Annotated in this window: 13 protein-coding genes and 5 tRNA genes; 9 read left to right on the top strand and 9 right to left on the bottom strand. The window is 72.3% G+C overall.

Annotated features, from left to right (window positions below):
- The first annotated feature begins 382 nt into the window (after positions 1–382).
- Positions 383–1,486 carry a DUF2332 family protein gene (locus ACGH2B_RS14895; protein WP_399088874.1) on the top strand — a complete coding sequence of 368 codons (1,104 nt, stop codon included), beginning with the start codon at positions 383–385 and terminating at the stop codon, positions 1,484–1,486.
- Between the two features lie 170 nt (positions 1,487–1,656).
- On the opposite strand, the gene ACGH2B_RS14890 is transcribed toward ACGH2B_RS14895, so the two are convergent.
- Complete coding sequence (locus tag ACGH2B_RS14890; protein WP_399088872.1) at positions 1,657–2,796, bottom strand: PP2C family protein-serine/threonine phosphatase; 1,140 nt, start codon at positions 2,794–2,796, stop codon at positions 1,657–1,659.
- 246 nt (positions 2,797–3,042) lie between these two features.
- Positions 3,043–4,542 carry a SulP family inorganic anion transporter gene (locus tag ACGH2B_RS14885; protein WP_399088870.1) on the bottom strand — a complete coding sequence of 500 codons (1,500 nt, stop codon included), beginning with the start codon at positions 4,540–4,542 and terminating at the stop codon, positions 3,043–3,045.
- A 387-nt stretch (positions 4,543–4,929) separates the two neighbouring features.
- On the opposite strand from ACGH2B_RS14885, the gene ACGH2B_RS14880 reads away from it, so the two are divergent.
- Complete coding sequence (locus ACGH2B_RS14880; RefSeq protein WP_399088868.1) at positions 4,930–5,337, top strand: MerR family transcriptional regulator; 408 nt, start codon at positions 4,930–4,932, stop codon at positions 5,335–5,337.
- Positions 5,338–5,494: 157 nt separating this feature from the next.
- Here the strand turns inward: ACGH2B_RS14880 and ACGH2B_RS14875 are convergent.
- The 3 genes from ACGH2B_RS14875 to ACGH2B_RS14865 form a co-directional block, all read right to left on the bottom strand.
- Positions 5,495–5,567, bottom strand: a tRNA-Lys gene (locus ACGH2B_RS14875).
- Between the two features lie 205 nt (positions 5,568–5,772).
- On the bottom strand, positions 5,773–7,998 hold the full coding sequence (locus ACGH2B_RS14870; RefSeq protein ID WP_399088866.1) for a DEAD/DEAH box helicase: 2,226 nt from the start codon (positions 7,996–7,998) through the stop codon (positions 5,773–5,775).
- A gap of 1,206 nt (positions 7,999–9,204) precedes the next feature.
- Positions 9,205–9,555 (bottom strand): metallopeptidase family protein, encoded by a 351-nt coding sequence (locus ACGH2B_RS14865; protein WP_345088685.1) that lies wholly within the window; start codon positions 9,553–9,555, stop codon positions 9,205–9,207.
- A 197-nt stretch (positions 9,556–9,752) separates the two neighbouring features.
- On the opposite strand from ACGH2B_RS14865, the gene ACGH2B_RS14860 reads away from it, so the two are divergent.
- The 3 genes from ACGH2B_RS14860 to ACGH2B_RS14850 all read left to right on the top strand — a co-directional run bounded on the left by ACGH2B_RS14860 (position 9,753) and on the right by ACGH2B_RS14850 (position 10,025).
- Positions 9,753–9,825: transfer RNA gene (locus ACGH2B_RS14860), tRNA-Glu, on the top strand.
- Between the two features lie 47 nt (positions 9,826–9,872).
- Positions 9,873–9,947 (top strand) — tRNA-Asp (locus tag ACGH2B_RS14855).
- A 4-nt stretch (positions 9,948–9,951) separates the two neighbouring features.
- A tRNA-Phe gene (locus ACGH2B_RS14850) sits at positions 9,952–10,025 on the top strand.
- 65 nt (positions 10,026–10,090) lie between these two features.
- On the opposite strand, the gene ACGH2B_RS14845 is transcribed toward ACGH2B_RS14850, so the two are convergent.
- A complete protein-coding gene (locus ACGH2B_RS14845) occupies positions 10,091–11,272 on the bottom strand; it encodes an ABC transporter permease (RefSeq protein WP_399088864.1) in 1,182 nt (393 codons plus the stop codon).
- A 144-nt stretch (positions 11,273–11,416) separates the two neighbouring features.
- On the opposite strand from ACGH2B_RS14845, the gene hrpA reads away from it, so the two are divergent.
- Both hrpA and ACGH2B_RS14835 read left to right on the top strand, forming a co-directional pair.
- Positions 11,417–15,526, top strand: a complete 4,110-nt coding sequence (gene hrpA, locus ACGH2B_RS14840; RefSeq protein WP_399088862.1) for an ATP-dependent RNA helicase HrpA — start codon at positions 11,417–11,419, stop codon at positions 15,524–15,526.
- 219 nt (positions 15,527–15,745) lie between these two features.
- Positions 15,746–15,820, top strand: a tRNA-Asp gene (locus tag ACGH2B_RS14835).
- Positions 15,821–16,828: 1,008 nt separating this feature from the next.
- Here the strand turns inward: ACGH2B_RS14835 and bldC are convergent.
- Together bldC and ACGH2B_RS14825 are read right to left on the bottom strand one after the other, a co-directional pair.
- Positions 16,829–17,035, bottom strand: a complete 207-nt coding sequence (bldC, locus tag ACGH2B_RS14830; RefSeq protein WP_003980577.1) for a developmental transcriptional regulator BldC — start codon at positions 17,033–17,035, stop codon at positions 16,829–16,831.
- A 602-nt stretch (positions 17,036–17,637) separates the two neighbouring features.
- Entirely contained in the window at positions 17,638–18,477 is an 840-nt protein-coding gene (locus ACGH2B_RS14825) for a hypothetical protein (protein WP_399088860.1), read from the bottom strand.
- A 203-nt stretch (positions 18,478–18,680) separates the two neighbouring features.
- Between ACGH2B_RS14825 and ACGH2B_RS14820 the strand changes: the two genes are divergently transcribed.
- Positions 18,681–19,820 (top strand): Leu/Phe/Val dehydrogenase, encoded by a 1,140-nt coding sequence (locus ACGH2B_RS14820; protein ID WP_399088858.1) that lies wholly within the window; start codon positions 18,681–18,683, stop codon positions 19,818–19,820.
- Between the two features lie 407 nt (positions 19,821–20,227).
- Positions 20,228–20,485 carry a DUF3073 domain-containing protein gene (locus ACGH2B_RS14815; RefSeq protein WP_399088856.1) on the top strand — a complete coding sequence of 86 codons (258 nt, stop codon included), beginning with the start codon at positions 20,228–20,230 and terminating at the stop codon, positions 20,483–20,485.
- 162 nt (positions 20,486–20,647) lie between these two features.
- Here ACGH2B_RS14815 and purM read toward each other — a convergent pair whose 3' ends face one another.
- Entirely contained in the window at positions 20,648–21,736 is a 1,089-nt protein-coding gene (gene purM / locus ACGH2B_RS14810) for a phosphoribosylformylglycinamidine cyclo-ligase (RefSeq protein WP_399088854.1), read from the bottom strand.
- Between the last annotated feature and the right edge of the window lie 3 nt (positions 21,737–21,739).

Raw genomic sequence — 21,739 nt, 5'->3', positions numbered from 1 at the left:
CATCACGGCAGTTCACGAAATATCGGCGCACCGGCGTGCACGGAAGCGCCGTATGCGAAGTGACCACCGGTGTGCCCGGATGTCCGGGTACCTGAAGAGCGCGTACGGGATTCGGCGTGGGGGCACGGTGCCGCCTCTGCGACGGCTGGGACGACCGCGCTCCGTTATCGGACAGTAATAGAGATCGCGGCCGTTTTCCAAGCGTTCCCGTGAATCCGCTCCGCCCGACCGCGTTCCCTGGCCAAGACTTTCCGGGGCAACATCCGTGAAAAACGGGCGAGTTGACCGCCCCTCACGAAACGGCCTCCGCGTGATTGTGCATCACTTGTTATGCGGAGGGGTGCGTATCCCTCACGCTCCGTGAGCGAAGTAGCGTCTGATCATGGTCGTCGACTTCGTCAACAACGCACCGGCCCTGGCAGCGCGCTACCGGGACTTCTCCTGGTGGCAGGCGCGGGGCCGGTGTGCGGCCCACGAGGAGCTGACGGCGCGGATCGGGCAGGACCAGGAGCTGTGCGAACTCCTCGCCGCGTCCCTCCCGGCGGGCGACAGGCAGCACCCCGGCCTTCTGCTGGCGGCCGTCCGCCACCTCGACGGTCCGCACGCCGAGCAGGGCCCGCGCGGCGAGCCGGCGTACGGCCGCTGGCGCGAGTGGACGATCCGGCACTGGGACGAGGTCCGCGCCGTCGTCATGAGCCGCTCCCCCCGGACCGGCGAACCGGCCCGCTGCGCCGCCCTGCTGCCCCTCCTGGCCCGCCTCCGCGGCCCGTTGGCCCTCCTGGAGCTGGGCACCTCGGCCGGCCTCTGCCTCCATCCGGACCGCTACCGGTACGCGTACGAGCCCGCCGCCCCGGGGACGCCCGGGCCGGCCGCGCCCCCGGAGACGCACACCCTCGGCGCCCCGGACAGCCCGGTCACCTTCCGGTGCCGCGTCGGACGGGAGAACCGGGTGGCCGAGGCGGACGCGGCGCCGCCCGCGCGGCTGCCGGAGATCGTGTGGCGCGGCGGCATCGATCCCGCCCCGCTCGACCCGGTGGGCGACCCCGAGGCGCTGCGCTGGCTGCGGTCCCTGGTGTGGCCGGGCACCCCGGAGCGCGCGCGGCTGCTGACGGCGGCGGTGGACGCGGTACGGGCGGCGCCGCGGCCCGAGATCGTCCGCGGCGACCTGGTCGGGGAGCTGCCCGCACTGGCGGCGCGGGTCCCGGCGGACGCCACCCTCGTCGTCCTGCACACCGATGTGCTGCCCGCGCTGCCGCCCGCGCACCGGGAGCGGTTCGCCGACCGGGTGCGCGCGCTGCTCGCCGGGCGGCCGGGCGGCGGCCACTGGATCTCCCAGGAGCACCACTCCGTCACCCCGTGGCGGCCCGCCCCGTCCGCCGTCCGCCTCGCCCCGGACGACCGGGAACGGCTGCTGACCCTCGCGCTGGACGACCGCCCGGTGGCCCTGACCGGGGCGTACGGCCAGAGCCTGCACTGGGTGGCGTAGGGGTCCGCACCCGGAGGCGGCACCGGCGCGCGGGGCCCGGCCGTACGCCCCGCGCGCGGGTGCGGTCCCAGGGCTCCCCCGCGCGTCCGGCGCGCACCAGCCCCCCGCGCGCCGGGCGCCGCTCCGCCCGCGCCCCGCCGCGCCCACGCGACGCTCCACGCCCGCGCGCCCTACTCCTCCAGCGGCCGCTGCACCGCCAGCAGCGCCATGTCGTCGGCGCCCGCCCCGCCGGTGTGCGCGGCGACCTCGGTGACCAGCGTGTCCAGGAGCCGTTCCGGCCCGGGGAAGGCCCGGCCGCGCAGCCGGGCCACCGGGTCGTAGAACTCCCCCGCGCGGTTGCGGGCCTCCGTCAGGCCGTCCGTGAACAGCAGCAGGACCGAACCGGCGGGGAAGAACGTCTCGTCCGCCCGGTCCGGCCACCCGGCCACCTCGCTCATCCCCAGCGGCAGCGCGTGCACCGCGGGCACCAGCGTCCGCAGCCCGCCGTCCGGGGCGAGCAGCAGCGGCGGCGGATGCCCGCGGTTGAGGACGCGCAGCACGGCGCGCTCCCCGGACGGGATCTCCGCGAGCACGGCGGTGGTGAACCCCTCGTACTGGTCCAGGCCCTCGCGCCGCCGCCCCTCCCGCTGGAGGGCCCGCTCCAGCCGGCCGGCCACCGCCTCCAGCGTCGCCTCCTGCTCCGCCGCCTCCCGGAACGCGCCGATGACGATCACCGCCGCCTCGACCGCCTCCAGCCCCTTGCCCCGTACGTCACCGACGATCAGCCGCACGCCGTGCGGGGTCTCCTGCACCGCGTAGAGGTCCCCGCCGATCCGGGCGTCGGCCTGCGCGCCCACGTAGCGGGCGGCGACCGCCAGCCCCCCGATCCGCTCCGGCGGCGTCGGCAGCACGGCCCGCTGCGCCGCCTCGGAGACATCGCGTACGGAGGCGAGCCGGGCGTCGGAGAGGCGTACGACGCGGTTGATGCCGAGGGCGAGGACGGCGACGACGAAGACGGTCAAGACCTCGGTGGCGGAGAGATTGGTGTCCTGGGTGTCGGTGTAGAGGGCCGCCGTCAACTGGCCGAGCAGCGCCGCGAGGGCGGTGAGCGCCGTGTTCCGCAGCGAGTACAGCGGCGCGGCGACCAGCGGCGCCGCCGAGAAGAACGGCGAGGCGGTGTAGCGCGCGGGGGTGACGCTGTCGAAGACGACGCCGATGACGATCAGGGCCACGGGCAGCCAGCGCGCCACCCGGCGGCCGGCCGGCGACATCTGCGCGCGCCGCGCCCACCGCTCCCGGTCGCCCGTGCGCTCCCGCCCGCCTCGCCCCATCCGCACCGGCCTCTTCCCGCCTCACCTGCCCGCGGCCGGCCGTGCTCCCGGCCGCTCCTCCGGCCTCCCAAGGCTGTCCGCCCCGGGCCCGGACGGCGAGTTCACGGGGGCCGGACGGGTCATCCGGGCCCGGCCCGCGGGGGTTCCGGGCGCGGTCCCGGACCGGGCCGGCCCCGAGCGTGGAGGGCCTCGCCCGCCCCTGACGCGTACCGCCCCGCAGCCGCCGCGCCCCGGGGCGGCCGCCCGTCAGTGACCGCCCGCGACCGCGCCGCTGAGCGTCCGGTGCAGATCCGCGCTGGGCGCGTTCAGGCCGGTGATCTCGACGCTCTTGCCGCGCTGCGCGTATTTGGCCGTGACCGCGTCCAGGGCGGCGACCGAGGAGGCGTCCCACACATGGGCGGCGGACAGGTCGATGACCACCTTCTCCGGGTCGTTCGCGTAGTCGAACCGGGTGACCAGATCGTTGGCGGAGGCGAAGAACAGCCCGCCGGTCACCGCGTAGACGACCTGACCACCGTCCGGATCGGTGACCGCCGTGACGTCCGCGTGCCGGGCGACACGGCGCGCGAAGATCACCATCGCGGTGACCGAACCGACGACCACCCCGATCGAGAGATTGCCGGTGGCCACCACGACCACGACGGTCAGCACCATGACGGCGGTCTCGCCGAACGGCATCCGCCGCAGCGTCGCGGGCCGCACCGAGTGCCAGTCGAAGGTCCCGACGGAGACCAGCACCATCACGGCGACCAGCGCGGCCATCGGGATCTCGGACACGACCGGCCCGAGGGCGATGCAGAGGACCAGGAGGAAGAAGCCCGCGAGGAAGGTGGACAGCCGGGTCCGGGCGCCGTTCTTCACGTTGATCATCGTCTGGCCGATCATCGCGCAGCCGCCCATCCCGCCGAAGAACCCGGTGACGATGTTGGCGACGCCCTGACCGATCGACTCCCGCGTCTTGTTCGAGCGGGTGTCGGTGAGTTCGTCCACCAGCTTGGCCGTCATCAGCGTCTCCATCAGCCCCACCAGCGCCATCGCCAGCGCGTACGGCGCGATGACCGTCAACGTGTGACCGGTGAACGGCACGTCAGGCAGCCCCGGAACGGGCAGCGACGACGGCAGCCGCCCCTTGTCGCCGACGGTGGGCACCGCGATCCCGGCGGCCACCGTGATCACCGTGAGGACCACGATCGACACCAGCGGCGCGGGCACCGCCCGGGTGATCCTGGGGAAGAACACCATCAGCGCCAGACCCGCGGCGACCAGCGGATACACCGCCCACGGCACCCCGCGCAGATTCGGGATCTGCGCGGTGAACAACAAGATCCCCAGCGCGTTGACGAACCCGACCATCACCGACCGCGGTACGAACCGCATCAGCCGGGCCACCCCCAGCGCCCCCAGAACGATCTGGAAGACACCCGCCAGGATGACGGTCGCGATCAGGTACCCGAGCCCGTGCTGCCGGGCGACGGGCGCCACGACCAGCGCGACCGCGCCGGTGGACGCGGAGATCATCGCGGGCCGGCCACCGACGAAGGCGATCACCATCGCCATGGTGCAGGCGGCGAAGAGCCCCACCTTCGGGTCGACGCCCGCGATGACGGAGAAGGAGATCGCCTCGGGGATCAGCGCGAGACCGACGACCAGACCCGCCAGGACCTCCACCCGGAAGACACTCGGGGAGAGCCAGGGCGGACGGCCCGGACGCGGACGCGCGGCCACGGACGGTACGGAGAGGGGCAAGGTGGTCACCTGTCGGGCTCGGGCACGCCCCGGCGGGCGCACGGAAGTGGCGCGGGGCCGGAACGCCCTCGCGGAGGCCGCGCGGCACAACACGCGGGCGAAAGATCCGGGGCGCGCGGGCTCGGGCTCGCGCACACCCCGGCTGATCAGCGGTGACGCCGGATCACGGCGGGCAGACGGCGCCCGGCATCCTGGACATGCGCGCGCTCCCGGACTCGGCGGTGCTCACCGGGAACGGCCTTCCGTCCCGGCACGGCGGACGGCGCGGGGCGCGCCCGCACACACGGGGAGGGCGTCACGCTCTCCCCGGACACCAACTCTACCCTGACGTTAGGGTAGAGATCGGCGGCGGCCTCCCCGCCGCCCGGCCGCGAGAGGGCGCACCAGGTGAGCAGCGAACACATGCAGATCGGCGAGGTCGCCGCGCGCACGGAACTCTCCCTGCGCACCATCCGCCACTACGAGGAGACCGGCCTGGTCACCCCCTCGGCCCGCTCCCAGGGCGGCTTCCGCCTCTACACCGAGACCGACGTCGCCCGCCTCATGGTCATCCGCCGGATGAAACCCCTCGGCTTCACCCTCGACGAGATGCGCGACCTGCTGACCGCCACCGACCGCCTCGACGCCCCCGACGCCCCGGACCCCGCCGAACGCGCACAGCTCCTGGAGCGCGTACGCGGCTACGAGACCGCCGCCGCCCGCAAGATCGAGGACCTGCGCCGCCAACTCGCCCGCGCCGAGGATTTCGCCGCCACCCTCCGCGCCCGCACCGCCCGAACCGCCGACGACGCCTGACGCCCCGGGCGCGTACGGCATCCGGCGTGCGGCCCGCCGGGCCGTCCGCGCACGCATCGCGCACGCAAGCGGCCGGAAAGCCGGAGCGCCCCACCCGGTGAATCCCGGGTGAGGCGCTCCTTCGCAGGTCAGCGGCGCTACAACGCACCGCATCCGGTGGGCCATCAGGGGCTCGAACCCTGAACCAATGGATTAAAAGTCCACTGCTCTGCCAATTGAGCTAATGGCCCGCACCGAGCAGCATAGCCCGACACCCTCCCGCCGCCCGAAGGTATTGCCGTCCGAGGCACCCCGCGGCGGCCCGAGCCGGCGCGGACGCGCCCCGCCGAAAGGCTCAACGCACAGGGCCCGTACGGCACTTGCGTGCGGTACGGGCCCTGCGGGCGGACCGGTGGCGCCGTCTCACGGCGGCGCGGTGTCCGGGGTCAGCTACGGTCAGCCGTTGCGCTTCCAGCGCGGCTTGTCGTCACGGCGGCCGAAGGAACCGGTACCGGCGCCCGAGCCACGGTGGTCGTCTCGGCGGGCGTAGGGACGGTCGCCGCCACCGGAACGGTAACCACCGGACGGACGGCCACCGGAGCGGTCGTCACGGTTGAACGGACGGTCGCCGCCACCGGAACGGTAGCCACCGGAGGAACGGCCCCCGGAACGCTCGTCACGGTTGAACGGACGGCTGGGACGGTCACCGCGGTCACGGCTGAAGCCGGAACGGTCGTCACGGCGGTCGAAGGAACGGCCACCCGACCGGTCGTCACGGCGGTCATCCCGACGGTCGAAGGAACGGCCACCGGAACGCTCGTCACGACGGTCATCGCGGCGGTCGAACGAACGGCCACCCGACCGGTCGTCACGACGCTCGAAGGAACGCCCACCGGAACGGTCGTCACGGCGGTCGAACGAGCGGCCACCGGAACGCTCGTCACGACGGTCATCCCGACGGTCGAAGGAACGCCCACCGGAACGGTCGTCACGACGCTCGAAGGAACGGCCACCCGACCGGTCGTCACGGCGGTCGAAGGAACGGCCACCGGAACGGTCGTCACGGCGGTCGCGGCGCTCGTAGTTGCCGCGGTCGTCGCGCTGCTGGGTGCGCTCGGCGGGGCGGCGGTCCTCGGCGTCGTCGGCCTGGGCCGGGACCTCGGCGGCCGCGGCCTCCACGGTCGCGGCGACGGCGGCGAGCGCCTCGGCCGGGTCCTCGCCGCGCTCACGGGCGGCGCGGGCGGTCAGCCGGTCCGCGTCCTCGCGCAGCTCGGCGGCGCGGCGCTGCACCCGCTCCAGCTCCCGGGTCAGCTCCTGGACCTCGCGCTCGGCCTGCTTGGCGGAGTTCGCGGCCGACTCGGCCTGCACCTCGGTGAGCGAGCGCGCACCGGTGATCCGGGCGACGTCGTCGTCGAACGCGCCGGCACCGCCGACGATGTGGCGCGAGGCGTCGACGCCCGCGTCCTCCATCAGCCGGAAGATCTGGCGCCGCTGGTGCGGCAGGGACAGCGACACGACGGTGCCGGACTGGCCCGCACGGGCCGTACGACCGGAACGGTGCAGGTAGTCCTTGTGGTCACCGGCCGGGTCGACGTTGAGGACCAGGTCGATGCCGTCGACGTGGATACCGCGCGCGGCGACGTCGGTGGCGACCAGGCAGTTGACGTAGCCGTCCTTGAAGTCGGCCAGCGTGCGGGTCCGCGCGCCCTGCGTCATACCGCCGTGCAGCGCGTCGGACTTCACACCGGCGTCCCGCAACTGCTCGGCGACGCGGTCGGCGCCGAGCTGGGTGCGGACGAAGATGATGGTGCGGCCCTTACGGGCGGCGATGGCGGCGGTGACCGGCGCCTTGTCCTTCGGCTTCACGACGAGGACGTGGTGGGTCATGGTCGTGACGTTGCCCTGGGCGCTGTCGACCTCGTGGCTGACCGGCTCGTTCAGGTACCGCTTGACCAGCGTGCCGATCTCGTTCTCCATCGTGGCGGAGAAGAGCATCCGCTGGCCGCCGGTCGGCACCAGGTCGAGCAGCTCGGTGACCTCGGGCAGGAAGCCCAGGTCGGCCATCTGGTCGGCCTCGTCGAGGACGGCGACCTCGACCTCGTCCAGCGAGCAGGCTCCGCGGTTGATGATGTCCCGCAGCCGGCCCGGGGTGGCGACGAGGATGTCGACGCCACGCTCCAGGGCGTAGATCTGGTTACCCATGGACGTGCCGCCGCAGACGACCTTCAGCTTCAGGCCGAGGACGTCGCCGTAGGGCTGGAGCGCGTCGCTGACCTGCATGGCCAGCTCACGGGTGGGGGTGAGGATGACGCCGCGGGGACGCTTCTTCTCGGTCCGGCCGCCGGCCAGGCGGGTCAGCAGCGGCAGACCGAAGGAGAGGGTCTTGCCGGAGCCGGTACGGCCGCGGCCGAGGATGTCGCGCCCGGCGATGGCGTCCGGGATGGTCGCCGCCTGGATCGGGAACGGCGTGGTGACGCCGTTCTGCGCGAGCTTGCGGACGATCTTCTCGTCGAGACCGAGGTCCGCGAAGGTGATCTGCGGCTCCTCGTCGGCGGCGGCCTCCGCGACGGCCTCGGGGGCCTCAGGGGCCTCGGGGGTCTGCTCGGCGGCCTCGGCGGGGAGCGCCGTCACGGCCTGCTCGTCGTCTGCGGGCAGGACGGACTGTTCAGTGGAAATGGACATGCGAAATGCGAAACCTTCCGGAGTCTCGGCACGCGCCCAAACTCCGTGTGTTTCACAGAGACCGCCTCAATGCGGTCAGCCACGGCAAGGGAGAGAACGCGCCACGCGGCGCGCTTCTTTTCTGGCGCCGGGCAAATGGGATCAAACGATCTACCACCATACGCACCTCCACCCCGGTAAGGCAAATGGCTCCCGGCCCACCCGATACGGCCACGGACCGCGACCACCCGGCCACCTCCGCGGCCCCGCCGTCCCGCCGGCACGACACCGGCCCGCCCGGGCGCCCCCCAGCGGCAGGGTCACGACGCCCACGTACGCACGTGGCACCCGACGCGGCCCCCTACGGCGCCCGGGCCGCCTCAGCCCACCGGCGGCAGCACGTCCGGCAGCGGCCCCGGCGCCTGCGGCGTGGGCCCGGACGCCCCGGCGGTCGGCGTCCCCGCGTCACCGGACGGCGGTACGGGGCTGCCCGGCGTGGCCGGCGGCGTCGGCCCGGCGGGCGAGGCGGGCCCGGCGACCGGCCCCGACGCCGACGGCGGCGGCCCCGCCGGAGATCCCGCCCCGCCCTGCGGCACATCGGCGGTCCGGGACGACACGGGTGACGCGGCGGTCTCCGCCCCCGGTGTACGCCCGGCCCCGTCCTCCCCAGGGCGGCCCGCGCCGCGCTCCCCCGCCCCCGGGGTGGCCACGGGCCGCCCCATGCGGTGCGGCCCCGAGCCGCTGCCGTCGACCGTGAGCCCGCCCGGCGCGCGCGGCGCCCTGCCCTCCGTCCCGCCGCGCGGCGCGGCACTCCCCACCGGCCGCGGCACATGCCCGCTCACGCTCACACATCCGGCGAGCGGCGCGGCCAGCGACGCGACCGCGGCCACCGCGGCGACGGCCCGGCGCACCGGCCCACCGTCCTTACGGGACGCGGGCGTTGACGCGGCGCGGGGCGTTCCGGGGAGCGGCGGGGCGGCGTCCGCCACTGGCGCGGGGATCGCGGGGTTCGGTCGCACGGGGGGCCTCCGGGCCCGGGGCGCGGACGGCGGCAGACGTCGGCGCGGCCGGCTGGAAGAGCGGGGGACGCCCTGCCCAACTCCCGCGCCCCGCCCGAGGACACGCGCCGCACCGCCCCGATCCGGGACGCGCCCGCACACCGGCCCGCATCCGGCATCCGCGACGGGACACCGTCCACCCGCGCGGCCCGGCACGCCCCCGCACCCCTCAGCCGTACCCGAGCGCGTGCAGCCGCTCGTCGTCGATGCCGAAATGGTGGGCGATCTCGTGCACCACCGTCACCTCGGTCTCGGCGACGACGTCCTCCCGGGTGTCGCACATCCGCAGCGTCGGCCCCCGGTAGACGGTGATCCGGTCGGGCAGCACGCCCGCGTACCACTCACCGCGCTCGGTCAGCGGCGTCCCCTCGTAGAGCCCGAGCAGATCGGGATCGTCGGACGGCGGCTCGTCCTCGACGAAGACCGCCACGTTGTCCATCAGCCGGGTCAGCTCCGGCGGGATCCGGTCGAGCGCCTCGGCGACCAGTTCCTCGAACTCCTCGCGCGTCATTTCCAGCACCCGGCCATTGTCCGCCCCCACCGCCCTACCGCGCCGCCCCCGGCGCGCCCCCGGGCCCGTCCCCGAAAGGCGCCGCGGTGCCCCGCCACAGGTCGTCGCGGCGACGCCAGGTCAACCGTTTTGGCGAACGGTCCTCCCATCCCATATGCTTCTCACGTCCCCGACGGCGCCGGTAACGACGCCAAGGCGGGCCATCAGCCCTCATCGTCTAGTGGCCCAGGACGCCGCCCTTTCAAGGCGGTAGCACGGGTTCGAATCCCGTTGGGGGCACGCAACACCGTGTGCGAGAATGATTCACGTCGTTCCGCACAATGCAAGGTCCTGTGGAGCAGTTTGGAGTGCTCGCCACCCTGTCAAGGTGGAGGCCGCGGGTTCAAATCCCGTCAGGACCGCTGCGGCTGGGTAGCTCAGTTGGTACGAGCGATCGCCTGAAAAGCGATAGGTCGCCGGTTCGACCCCGGCCCCAGCCACACCCATTGGGAGAAGGCCCCGATCTTCGGATCGGGGCCTTCTTCGTGTGCGGCACGGGCGCCGCTCACTCCGCCGCGTGCGCGGGCGGCTTCGCCGTCTCCCGGCCGCCCGGATGACGGTGGCGCCACACCCAGAAGACCGTGCAGGACACCACCGCCCAGCCGGCCAGCACCAGATACGGGAAGAGGTGCCGGGAGCCGCCGAAGTAGACCGCGGTGTGCTGGGCGTTGACCGACGCGCCCGGGGGCAGCCACCGGCCGATGTGGCCGAGCGCCGACGGCAGCAGCGGCCAGGAGACCGCGCCGCCCGAGGACGGGTTGCCGAGCAGCACCATCACGCCCCAGGTGGGGATCATCGCCCAACGGCCCATCAGGGTGTTGAACATCGTGAAGACCATGCCGGACGTGAACATCGTGAACGCCAGGATCAGCCAGGAGTGCACGAACGGCAGACTGAGCGCGCCCAGCCACCAGTCGACGATCGCGGCGATGGCGAAGCCGCCGAGCAGCGCGTAGGCGATCGTGAAGGCGATCCGTTCGGCCGGGTTGAGGGCGCGGGCGTGCACGCTGAGCTGGATCGCGCCGACGAAGCCGATGATCACCGCGGCGAGCGAGATGTAGAAGAGCGCCAGCCCTCGCGGGTCGCCCTTCTGGAGCGGCTTGATGTCCTGGACGCGGACCGGCACCCCGACCGCCCGGCCGACCTTCGGCCCCGCCGTGGCCAGCAGCTCCGCCACCGACGCGCCCGCGGCGCCCGCCACGTCCAGCTCCACACCCGCCCCGCGCGACCGTACGACCGCGAACTCCCGCTGCTCCTCGACCGCCTTCCTGGCCTGCGCGTACGTCGGATACACGGTGAGCCGCAGCGAGGCGTTCAGCGCCTGTTCCATGCCGTCGATGAAGATCTTCTCGCGCGTCGGCCCGCCGCCGGGGGCGGCCGCCCGCCCGACGATCGCCGTCGGCACATGGCGCGGCGTCGGATTGGCCATGGTGTACGTGTACGAGCCGGCGAAGAGCCCGGCGGCCGCCGCGAGGATGACGACGAGGACGCAGGCGGGGAAGAACGGTGAGGTCCTGAAGGCGTGCCAGTGCTGCGCGGCGGTCGCGGGACGGCCGTGGGCCCCGTGCGCGGGCCCCGCCCCGGTGCCGTCACCGGGGGCGTCGTGCCCGTCCGTCCCGTCGTACGGTTCCGGCCCGCCGCGCGGGGGCGTGCCGTCCGGGCCGTGGGCGCCGTGCTGATCAGCCATGCGAACACGCTAAAGCACGTAATACGGATATACCCGTGCAAGTGGGTTCCGGGGGTGGTCGCGGGCGCGCCCGCCCGGGGCGCCCCGCCCGCTCCGGCAAATCGTTCGCCAGCCGAATCGGGGAGGTGAGATCCTGGGACGCGTATGTCCAGTCAGCCTGCCTCCGCCCTGCCCGACGGCGCCTCCGCCGCGCCCGCGGCCGCGCCCACGCTCCCCGCTCTCCTGGAGCGGCTGCCCGAGCTGATGCTGCGCGACCAGCAGCGGCTGGGGCGGCGGCTCGACGGTGCCCGGCGCATCCGTAAGCCCGAGGCCCGTACGGCCGTCCTCGCCGAGATCGCCGACGGGGTCGCGGAGGCGGAGGAGCGCGTCGCCCGCCGGCGCGCCGCCGTGCCCGCGATCAGCTATCCCGAACAGCTTCCGGTCAGCCAGAAGAAGGACGAAATCCTGGAGGCGATCCGCGACCACCAGGTCGTGATCGTCGCCGGTGAGACGGGCTCCGGAAAGACCACCCAGATCCCCAAGATCTGCCTGGAGCTGGGGCGCGGCGTCCGCGGGCTGATCGGCCACACCCAGCCGCGCCGGATCGCGGCCCGTACGGTCGCCGAGCGCGTCGCCGAGGAGCTGAACACGCCGCTGGGCGAGGCGGTGGGCTGGAAGGTCCGCTTCACCGACCAGGTCGGCGGCGAGACCCTCGTCAAGCTGATGACCGACGGCATCCTGCTCGCCGAGATCCAGACCGACCGCGAGCTGCGCCAGTACGACACCCTCATCATCGACGAGGCCCACGAGCGCAGCCTCAACATCGACTTCCTCCTGGGCTACCTCGCCCAGTTGCTGCCCAAGCGGCCGGACCTCAAGGTCGTCATCACCTCCGCGACGATCGACCCGGAGCGCTTCGCCCGGCACTTCGGCAGCTTCGCGGCGGTCGGCCCGGACGCGCCGCGCCCGGCCGGGGACGAGGAGGCGCCGAGCGCCCCGATCGTCGAGGTCTCCGGCCGGACGTACCCGGTCGAGGTCCGCTACCGCCCGCTCCTGGAGGAGGGCGGCAGCGACAGCGACCGCGACCAGATCACCGCGATCTGCGACGCCGTCGACGAACTCCAGGCCGAGGGCCCCGGCGACATCCTCGTCTTCCTCTCCGGCGAGCGCGAGATCCGCGACACCGCGGACGCGCTCAACAAGAAGAACCTCCGCGCCACCGAAGTGCTCCCGCTCTACGCCCGCCTCTCCCACGCCGAGCAGCACCGCGTCTTCCAGCGCCACACCGGCCGCCGCATCGTGCTCGCCACCAACGTCGCCGAGACGTCCCTGACGGTGCCCGGCATCCGGTACGTCATCGACCCCGGTATGGCCCGCATCTCGCGCTACAGCTTCCGCACCAAGGTGCAGCGGCTGCCGATCGAGCCGGTCTCGCAGGCCAGCGCCAACCAGCGCAAGGGCCGCTGCGGCCGTACCAGCGACGGCATCTGCATCCGCCTCTACTCCGAGGACGACTTCCTCTCCCGTCCCGAGTTCACCGACGCGGAGATCCTGCGGACCAACCTCGCCTCCGTCATCCTCCAGATGACCGCCGCCGGCCTCGGCGACATCGAGAAGTTCCCGTTCATCGACCCGCCTGACCGCCGCAACATCAAGGACGGCGTCGACCTGCTGCACGAGCTGGGCGCGCTGGAGGCCCGTACGAAGGGCGGCTCCGGCGGCGCGAAGGACGGCGCGGCGAAGGGCGGTGGCCCCCGGCTCACCCCGATGGGCCGCAAGCTCTCCCAGCTACCGGTCGACCCGCGGCTGGCGCGCATGGTGCTGGAGGCCGACCGGAACAACTGCGTCCGCGAGGTCATGGTCATCGCGGCGGCGCTCTCCATCCAGGACCCGCGCGAGCGGCCCTCCGACAAGCAGCAGCAGGCCGATCAGCAGCACGCCCGGTTCAAGGACGAGAGCGGAGATTTCCTCGCGTACCTGAATCTCTGGCGCTACGTACGCGAGCAGCAAAAGGCCCTCTCCTCCTCCGCCTTCCGCCGTATGTGCCGCAATGAATTCCTGAACTACCTGCGCATACGCGAATGGCAGGACATCTACTCCCAGATGCGTTCGGTCGCCAAGACCATGGGAATTCACCTCAGCGAACAGGACGCGGCGCCCGACCACATCCATACGTCGCTGCTGGCCGGTCTGCTCTCGCACATCGGGCTGAAGGACACCGACGCGAAGAACGAATATCTCGGTGCCCGCAGCGCCAAATTCGCGGTCTTTCCCGGCTCCGCGCTGTTCAAGAAGCCACCGCGCTGGATCATGTCCGCCGAGCTGGTCGAGACGTCCCGGCTGTGGGCCCGCGTCAACGCCAAGATCGAGCCGGAGTGGATCGAACCGCTCGCCCAGCACCTGGTCAAACGCACCTACAGCGAACCGCACTGGGAGCAGAAACAGGCCGCGGTGGTGGCGTACGAGCGGGTCACGCTCTACGGCGTCCCGATCGTCGCGCAGCGCAAGGTCGCCTACGGCCGTATCGACCCGGAGACCTCCCGCGATCTGTTCATCCGTAACGCTCTGGTGGAAGGTGACTGGCGCACGCACCACCAGTTCTTCCACGACAACCGCAAACTCCTCGGCGAGGTCGAGGAGTTGGAACACCGTGCCCGCCGCCGCGACATCCTCGTCGACGACGAAACCCTCTTCGACTTCTACGACCAGCGCATTCCGGCGGACATCGTCTCCGGTGCGCATTTCGACGCCTGGTGGAAGAAGAAGCGCCAGGAGGAGCCCGAACTCCTCAACTTCGAGCATTCGATGCTCATCAACGAATCGGCCGAAGCCGTCACCAAGGACGACTATCCCGATTCCTGGCGGCAGGGAAAGCTGAAGTTCAAGGTCACCTACCAGTTCGAGCCCGGCGCGGACGCGGACGGCGTCACCGTCCACATCCCGCTCCAGGTGCTCAACCAGGTGGCGTCCGAGGGCTTCGACTGGCAGATCCCGGGCCTGCGCGAGCAGTTGGTGACGGAGCTGATCCGCTCGCTGCCCAAGCCCATCCGCCGTAATTACGTGCCCGCGCCGAACTTCGCGGCCCGTTTCCTCGACACCACCGTCCCGCTCCAGGGCGCGCTGACGGCGTCGCTGGCCGCCGGACTCCAGCGGATGGTCGGCGTCCCGGTCTCCGCCGACGACTTCGACACCGCCAAGGTCCCCGACCACCTCAAGATCACATTCCGGGTGGTGGACGAACGGCGCCGCAAGCTGGCCGAGGCGAAGGACCTGGAGGCGCTGCGGCTGCAGCTCAAGCCGAAGACCCGCGCCGCGATCTCCAAGGCGTTCGAGCAGGCGGCGGACCGCCCCGCCCAGGGCGGCAAGGGCACCAAGGGCGACGGTCCGGCCCTCCCCGGCCTGGAACAGCGCACGGGCCTGACCTCCTGGACGCTCGGCGCCCTGCCCCGCACCTTCGAGACGCGCCGGGCCGGCCAGCCGCTGAAGGCGTACCCTGCGCTGGTCGACGAGGGCAGCAGCGTCGCCGTCCGCCTCTTCGACACCGAGGCGGAGCAACTGACCGCGATGTGGGCCGGCACCCGCCGCCTCATCCTGCTCAACATCCCCTCCAACCCCGCCAAGTTCGCCCAGTCGAAGCTGAGCAACCAGCAGAAGCTCGCCCTGTCCCGCAATCCGCACGGCTCCATCCCGGCGCTCTTCGACGACTGCGTGACCGCCGCCGCCGACCGGCTGATGGCCGCGCGCGGCGGCCCCGCCTGGGACGAGGAGTCGTTCCGGAAGCTGTTCGACGGCGTCCGGGCCGATCTGGTGGACGCGACGATGAAGACGATCGGGCAGGTCCAGGAGGTGCTGGCCGCCTGGCAGGCGTGCGAACGGCGCCTGAAGGACACCTCGTTCCCCTCGCTGCTGCCGTCGCTCACCGACATCAAGGAGCAGCTCGCCGCGCTCATCAAGCCCGGCTTCGTCACCGCACACGGCGCGAAGCGGCTGCCGGACCTGATGCGCTATCTGGTCGCCGCCGACCGCCGCCTCCAGCAGCTCCCGACCAACGCCGAACGCGACCGCGCCCGTATGGCGAAGGTCAAGGAGATGCAGGACGAGTACGCCTGGCTCCTGGAGCAGTTCCCCCAGGGCCGCCCGGTCCCGGCGGCGGCCCGGGAGATCCGCTGGATGATCGAGGAACTACGCGTCAGCTACTTCGCCCACGCCCTGGGCACCGCGTACCCGATCTCCGACAAGCGCATCGTCAAGGCCGTGGACGCGGCGGCACCGTAGCCCGGTCGCCCGGAGCCGACGGCGGCGGGGCCCCTCGGCCCCGGGCCGGGCACCGGCTCCGGTACGCGCCGCTCCGGGCACCGCGCACCCGCCCGCAGGGGCCCCGGAACGCCCCTCGTACGCCGGGCGGGGCACCGCCCGGAGCCTGGTTCGACCGCACCCCCTGACCTGCTGTAGAGTCTTGCTTCGCAGCGACCGCGCAAGCGGAAGCGGCAGCAAGGTCCTGTGGAGCAGTTTGGAGTGCTCGCCACCCTGTCAAGGTGGAGGCCGCGGGTTCAAATCCCGTCAGGACCGCAGCAGAACGGCCCGTATCCGATAAGGATGCGGGCCGTTCCTCGTTTCCGCGCCACCGCCCCGCCCGCTCTCCACCGCCCGTTTTCCGGAACCGCTCCCCCTGGGGCGATCGGTTCCGTACGACGGCCGGTTTCCGTACCGCGGTCGGTTTCCGTGCGAACGCCGAGCGCGGAGCATCCGGCGGACGGCCACCTCGGGGCGAGCCGTCAGGACGAGCACCCCGGGGCGGCATCCGGCTCTACGGACCGTCACTCCGGGGCCCCCTCCGGCCGCCCGTCCCTGGATCCGCTCCCTCCCTCACCACCGCCCCGCAGTCCCGCCCGCCTGTCGCCACCGGCCGTGGGGCCTGCCTCTCTCCGCGACCGGGCGCCCCGGGCGGCTCAGCGGGCGCCTGCGGGCCGTTCGGCGGGTGCGGCGTCCAACTTCCGCTCCGGGCGCGCCGCGGGCCGCTCACGGGGCGCGTGAGCCGAAGGCCCAAAGTCCCGCCACCTGATGACCAAAGGAGGCATCGTCACCGCCCTTGCGGTGGGAGGCTGGTGACAGCACATCGGACGAACCGGCCTTTACCGCAGAGGCAAGCGGAGCTTCAACCTCTCCACGGTGTGACGGGTGTCACCGCACAAGTTTCCAGATGCGGGGAACTTACCCTCGCCCTACAACTGGTCCATTTAATATGTGCAATTGCACCGCCCTCGGGACCACCCGAAAGGAGACCGCAGGGTCTGTCCACGGAGCGGTCCGCAGGGCCCGCGAAGGGCCCCTGTGCGGGCGCCGGGGAGCGCGGCGCGACGGGCGGGGTCCGCGCCGGCGAGAGGCCCCGGAGCGCGCGCACAAAAAAGATCGCGCTGGACCCGGCGGAGTCCAGCGCGATCGATGACGTACCCAACTGCTGCGGGTGTGGGCCCGTTGGGGCGGGCGCCGCGTCGTATGGAGCTATGTGGAGCTAAGGGTGCTACATGGGTGTTTTACGGGTTGGGGGCCCCGAAAACAGCCCGGCTATGCGGTTATTCAGGACTCGCTGCGCTGCTGCGGAATGCCCGCGAGCAGTGCGCGGACCTCAGCCTCGCGGTAACGCCGGTGTCCTCCGAGCGTGCGGATGGACGTGAGCTTGCCTGCCTTGGCCCAACGGGTCACCGTCTTCGGGTCCACGCGGAACATCGTGGCGACCTCGGCGGGGGTAAGCAGCGGCTCGGCGTCAGGGGTGCGAGCGGTCATGAGCGGCCTCCTCGGGAGAACCGAACCATCACGGTTCTTTCCTCTAAATTCTGCACCTTGACCCGCGTTGCCCGAAATGGCGGACGCGGGCCGAGTCGGTTATAGGACGAACGGCTTGTCCTCGGCACTACAACTACACCATCCGTCCAGCCACGTCGGCCAAACCGATGGAATTGCCCTCTCAGGTGTTCAACCTCGACGGAAGCCGATGGACCATGTCATAGCGGACAGTCACGCCACCGTGACGATCAGTCACAGGGTGATCACGCGTCACTAGACCCCTCAAGGAGCGCAATACCGATCTCTCCACCCAAAATAGAGCGGAAGGAGCCCAAGTCAGACTCCTTGTCCTATTTTGGCACGAGGATATGGCTTGGGCGCAAGGCCCGTTGTCAGTGCTTTAGGTCACTACTGAGGCAAACGCCCGGATCGGGACCTACGTCCTGGAGAGCACCAGCCTACGCGACGACGCCCGCTTTCAAGATCATCTCGTGTCCCGGCGCCCGCACCCGGACCTGCGCCGCGTTCCGGCCGCGGCGGCGCGAAAGCCGCGGCCGCCCGACAGGGCCCACTCCCCCGGCCCGCCCCCGGCCGACCGGGGATTAGCTGGAGAACTGCCGCTCCCGCACCGCCCGCCACCGGTCGCTCAACTTCTCGTACGCGGCGCCCGCGCGCTCACCGTCGCCGTCGCGAAGTGCCGCCAGCCCCTGCGCCACCTCCGCCGCCGACCGGTCCTCGGCGAGCTGCCGCTCGGAGACCGTGTGGACCAGCCCGCCGTAATCCAGCTCCACCAGGGAGCGCGGGTGGAACTCCTCCAGCCACCGGCCCACGTCCAGCAGGCCGTCGATCAGCGGGCCCTCCTCCAAGGCGTCGCGCAGCGTGCGCAGTCCGCGCGCGACCCGGCGGCGGGCCTCGACCATCGGGGTGCGGTAGCGCAGCAGCGGCCCGTCGGCGCCCTTCGGCTCGTACTCGCGCTCGGCGTCGTCGAAGAGGACGAACCAGCGGACCGGGACGTGCCAGGTGGCACCGCGGATCCAGGGGCGGGCGTCCGGGTTGCGCTCCTGCCACTCCTCGTAGTCGGTGGCGGCCTGGAGGCGCACCACCGGGGGCAGCGCGGCGTCCAGCACCGGCGCGGGCAGCAGCTCTGGCAGGCCCTGGAGCGCCTGCCAGCCACGCAGCCGGGTGCGCCACGGGCAGATGCAGGGCACCTCGTCGACGTGGGCGACGAACGCGTCGGCGCTCTCGTGCACCGGGACCGGGACCGGCGGGGTCGGCAGCAGGTCGGCGAGGGCCTTGCGCTGTTCGTCCTGGGCCGTCGGGGTGGACTCGCGCCTGGCGTACCGCGCCCAGTGGGAGCGCTCCGGCTCCGGGAAAGCTGCCAGCGGCTCGTAGACCCGCAGGTACGCCGCATACGGGACCGTCACCGACGACGCCAGGGCCACGCGCGCTCCTTCAAAGGGAAGTCCACCACCGGGAGTTACCGGAGGCCACGGCCCCGCCGGGCCCGGGACACGGCAAATCGTCGCACGTCCGTCCCCCGCGAGTGGGTCATCCCGTGGACAGGGCCGATCTTCGCTCCCCGGAGGTCTTACGCTCTTCCCGACCGGCCCTCCCCACCCCACAGGAGGGCGTTCCTCCGCGGCCTATGGGAGTCACCACCGTGACCGACGTACGTCCCTCCTCCCCCGAGCAGCCCGCACCGGCGGCACCCCCCGCCGACGGCGCGCTGCACACCCTGTTCCGTACGGAGCAGGGCGGCCATGAGCAAGTCGTGCTCTGCCAGGACCGCGCCAGCGGCCTCAAGGCCGTGATCGCGCTGCACAACACCGCCCTGGGCCCGGCCCTCGGCGGCACCCGCTTCCACGCGTACGCCTCCGAGGAGGAGGCGGTGCGCGACGCGCTGAACCTCTCGCGCGGGATGTCGTACAAGAACGCCCTCGCCGGGCTGGACCACGGCGGCGGCAAGGCCGTGATCATCGGCGACCCGGAGACCGTCAAGACCGAGGAGCTGCTGCTCGCCTACGGGCGCGCCGTCGCCTCGCTCGGCGGCCGGTACGTCACCGCCTGCGACGTCGGCACCTACGTCGCGGACATGGACGTCGTGGCGCGCACCAACAAGTGGACCACCGGCCGTTCCCCGGAGAACGGCGGCGCCGGTGACTCCTCGGTGCTGACCGCGTACGGCGTGTTCCAGGGCATGCGCGCCTCGGCGCAGCATCTGTGGGGCGACCCGACGCTGCGTGGCCGCAAGGTCGCCGTGGCCGGGGTCGGCAAGGTGGGGTACCACCTCGTCGGGCATCTGGTGGAGGACGGCGCCGAGGTCGTCGTCACGGATGTGCGCGACGCCTCCGTCGAGCGGGTGCTCGCGGCGTACCCGCAGGTCACCGCGGTCGCCGACACCGATGCGCTGATCCGTACGCCGGGTCTGGACATCTACGCGCCGTGTGCGCTGGGCGGTGCGCTGAACGACGTGTCGGTGCCCGCGCTGACCGCCACGGTGGTCTGCGGCGCCGCCAACAACCAGCTCGCCCACCCCGGTATCGAGAAGGATCTCGCCGACCGCGGCATCCTCTACGCGCCGGACTACGTCGTGAACGCCGGCGGTGTCATCCAGGTCGCCGACGAGCTGCACGGCTTCGACTTCGACCGGTGCAAGGTCAAGGCGGCGAAGATCTTCGACACCACGCTGGCGATATTCGCTCGTGCGAAGACGGACGGCATCCCGCCGGTCGCGGCGGCGGACCGGCTGGCGGAGCAGCGGATGGCGGAGGCCCGGCGCGGCTGACGCCGACGGCCGGCCGCGCCGGGGGTGTGTTTCCGCGCAAGGCCGGAAACACACCCTCGCCGGTACCGGAATGTCGCCTGGCGCGGCCGGGCACCGCGTCGGTGCCCGAAATCTGGCTGGAAATTGCCCCTTGTGCGACCCGCCGACAGGGCCCGGGGAGACTTCTCTCACCACCCGTCGGCGGGTCGCCGCAAGGGACGGGTTAAAATCGCAGTTGACCAGCGCGGACAGGGCGCCTCGCAGGTCATGCCGAGCGGCGGGTGATGCGGGCGACGTACCGTATGGCCGCGGAAGCAGGTACCGTTGAAGCCCTACAGACCGGTCTCTCTGTCGAGAGTCCGCTCTGAATCATGAACGCGTGTCAAGACTCTGGGGCCGTCGAGCCCCGTCGTTGAGGGGGTCGAGCCATGGGGCGCGGCCGGGCCAAGGCCAAGCAGACGAAGGTCGCCCGCCAGCTGAAGTACAACAGCGGTGGGACTGATCTCTCACGCCTGGCCGAGGAGCTGGGTGCATCGCCGCAACAGCCGGCACAGCAGCCGCCGAACGGCGAGCCGTTCGAGGATGACGAGGACGACGACCCGTACGCGCGGTACGCCGACCTGTATAACAACGACGACGATGACGAGGACGAGAAGGATTCGTCCCAGCATCGTCGCCGCGCCTGACGACGCACCGTAGACACTTCCGCGGGAAGCCACCCGCGGTCGTTCTGCGGGCCTCTGTGTGTCCGCTCGCGGATCCGCTCATGGCGTGCACAGCTTTTCCACGGACCCGGTCCGGGGTGTCTCACCTCGGACCGGGTTCTGTGCTGCCCGGATACCGGCGCGTCAGCCCGCGTAGTCACCGGTCAGGGTCACCGCTTCGGCGTGGTCGCCGCGCTCGACGATCTCGCCGCTGACCCAGGCGTCCACGCCGCGGTCGGCGAGGGTGGTCAGGGCGACGTCCACGGACTCCTGGGGGACGACGGCGATCATGCCGACGCCCATGTTCAGGGTCTTCTCCAGCTCCAGGCGCTCGACCGCGCCGGCGGTGCCGACCAGGTCGAAGACCGCGCCGGGCGTCCAGGTGGAGCGGTCGACGGTGGCGTGCAGTCCGTCGGGGATGACGCGGGCGAGGTTGTTGGCCAGGCCGCCGCCGGTGATGTGCGAGAAGGCGTGCACCGGGGCCGTACGGGTGAGGGCCAGGCAGTCCAGCGAGTAGATCTTGGTGGGCTCCAGCAGCTCCTCGCCGAGGGTGCGGCCGAACTCGGGGATCTCGCGGTCGAGGGCGAGGCCCGCACGGTCGAAGAGGACGTGGCGGACGAGCGAGTAGCCGTTGGAGTGGAGGCCGGAGGACGCCATGGCGATCACCGCGTCACCGCTGCGGATGCGGTCGGCGCCGAGGACCTGATCGGCCTCGACGACGCCGGTGCCGGCGCCCGCCACGTCGAACTCGTCCGCGCCGAGCAGCCCGGGGTGCTCGGCGGTCTCGCCGCCGACCAGGGCGCAACCGGCGAGGACGCAGCCCTCGGCGATGCCCTTGACGATGGCCGCGACCCGCTCGGGGTAGACCTTGCCGACGCAGATGTAGTCGGTCATGAAGAGCGGTTCGGCACCGCAGACCACCAGGTCGTCGACGACCATGCCGACGAGGTCGTGGCCGATGGTGTCGTAGACGCCCATCTTGCGGGCGATGTCGACCTTGGTGCCGACGCCGTCGGTGGCGGAGGCGAGCAGAGGGCGCTCGTACCGCTTGAGGGCGGAGGCGTCGAAGAGGCCGGCGAAGCCGCCGAGCCCGCCGACGACCTCGGGGCGGGTGGCCTTCTTCACCCACTGCTTCATGAGGTCGACGGCGCGGTCGCCCGCTTCGATGTCGACACCGGCGGCCGCGTAGCTGGCGCCGCTGGTGCGCGCGGGCTCGGAGGACTCAGGAGACATGGC

The organism is Streptomyces sp. BBFR2 (assembly GCF_044497305.1).
Lineage (GTDB): Bacteria > Actinomycetota > Actinomycetes > Streptomycetales > Streptomycetaceae > Streptomyces.
Note: the sequence above shows the minus strand (reverse complement) of the source record. Positions and strands in the feature narration are given on the sequence as shown.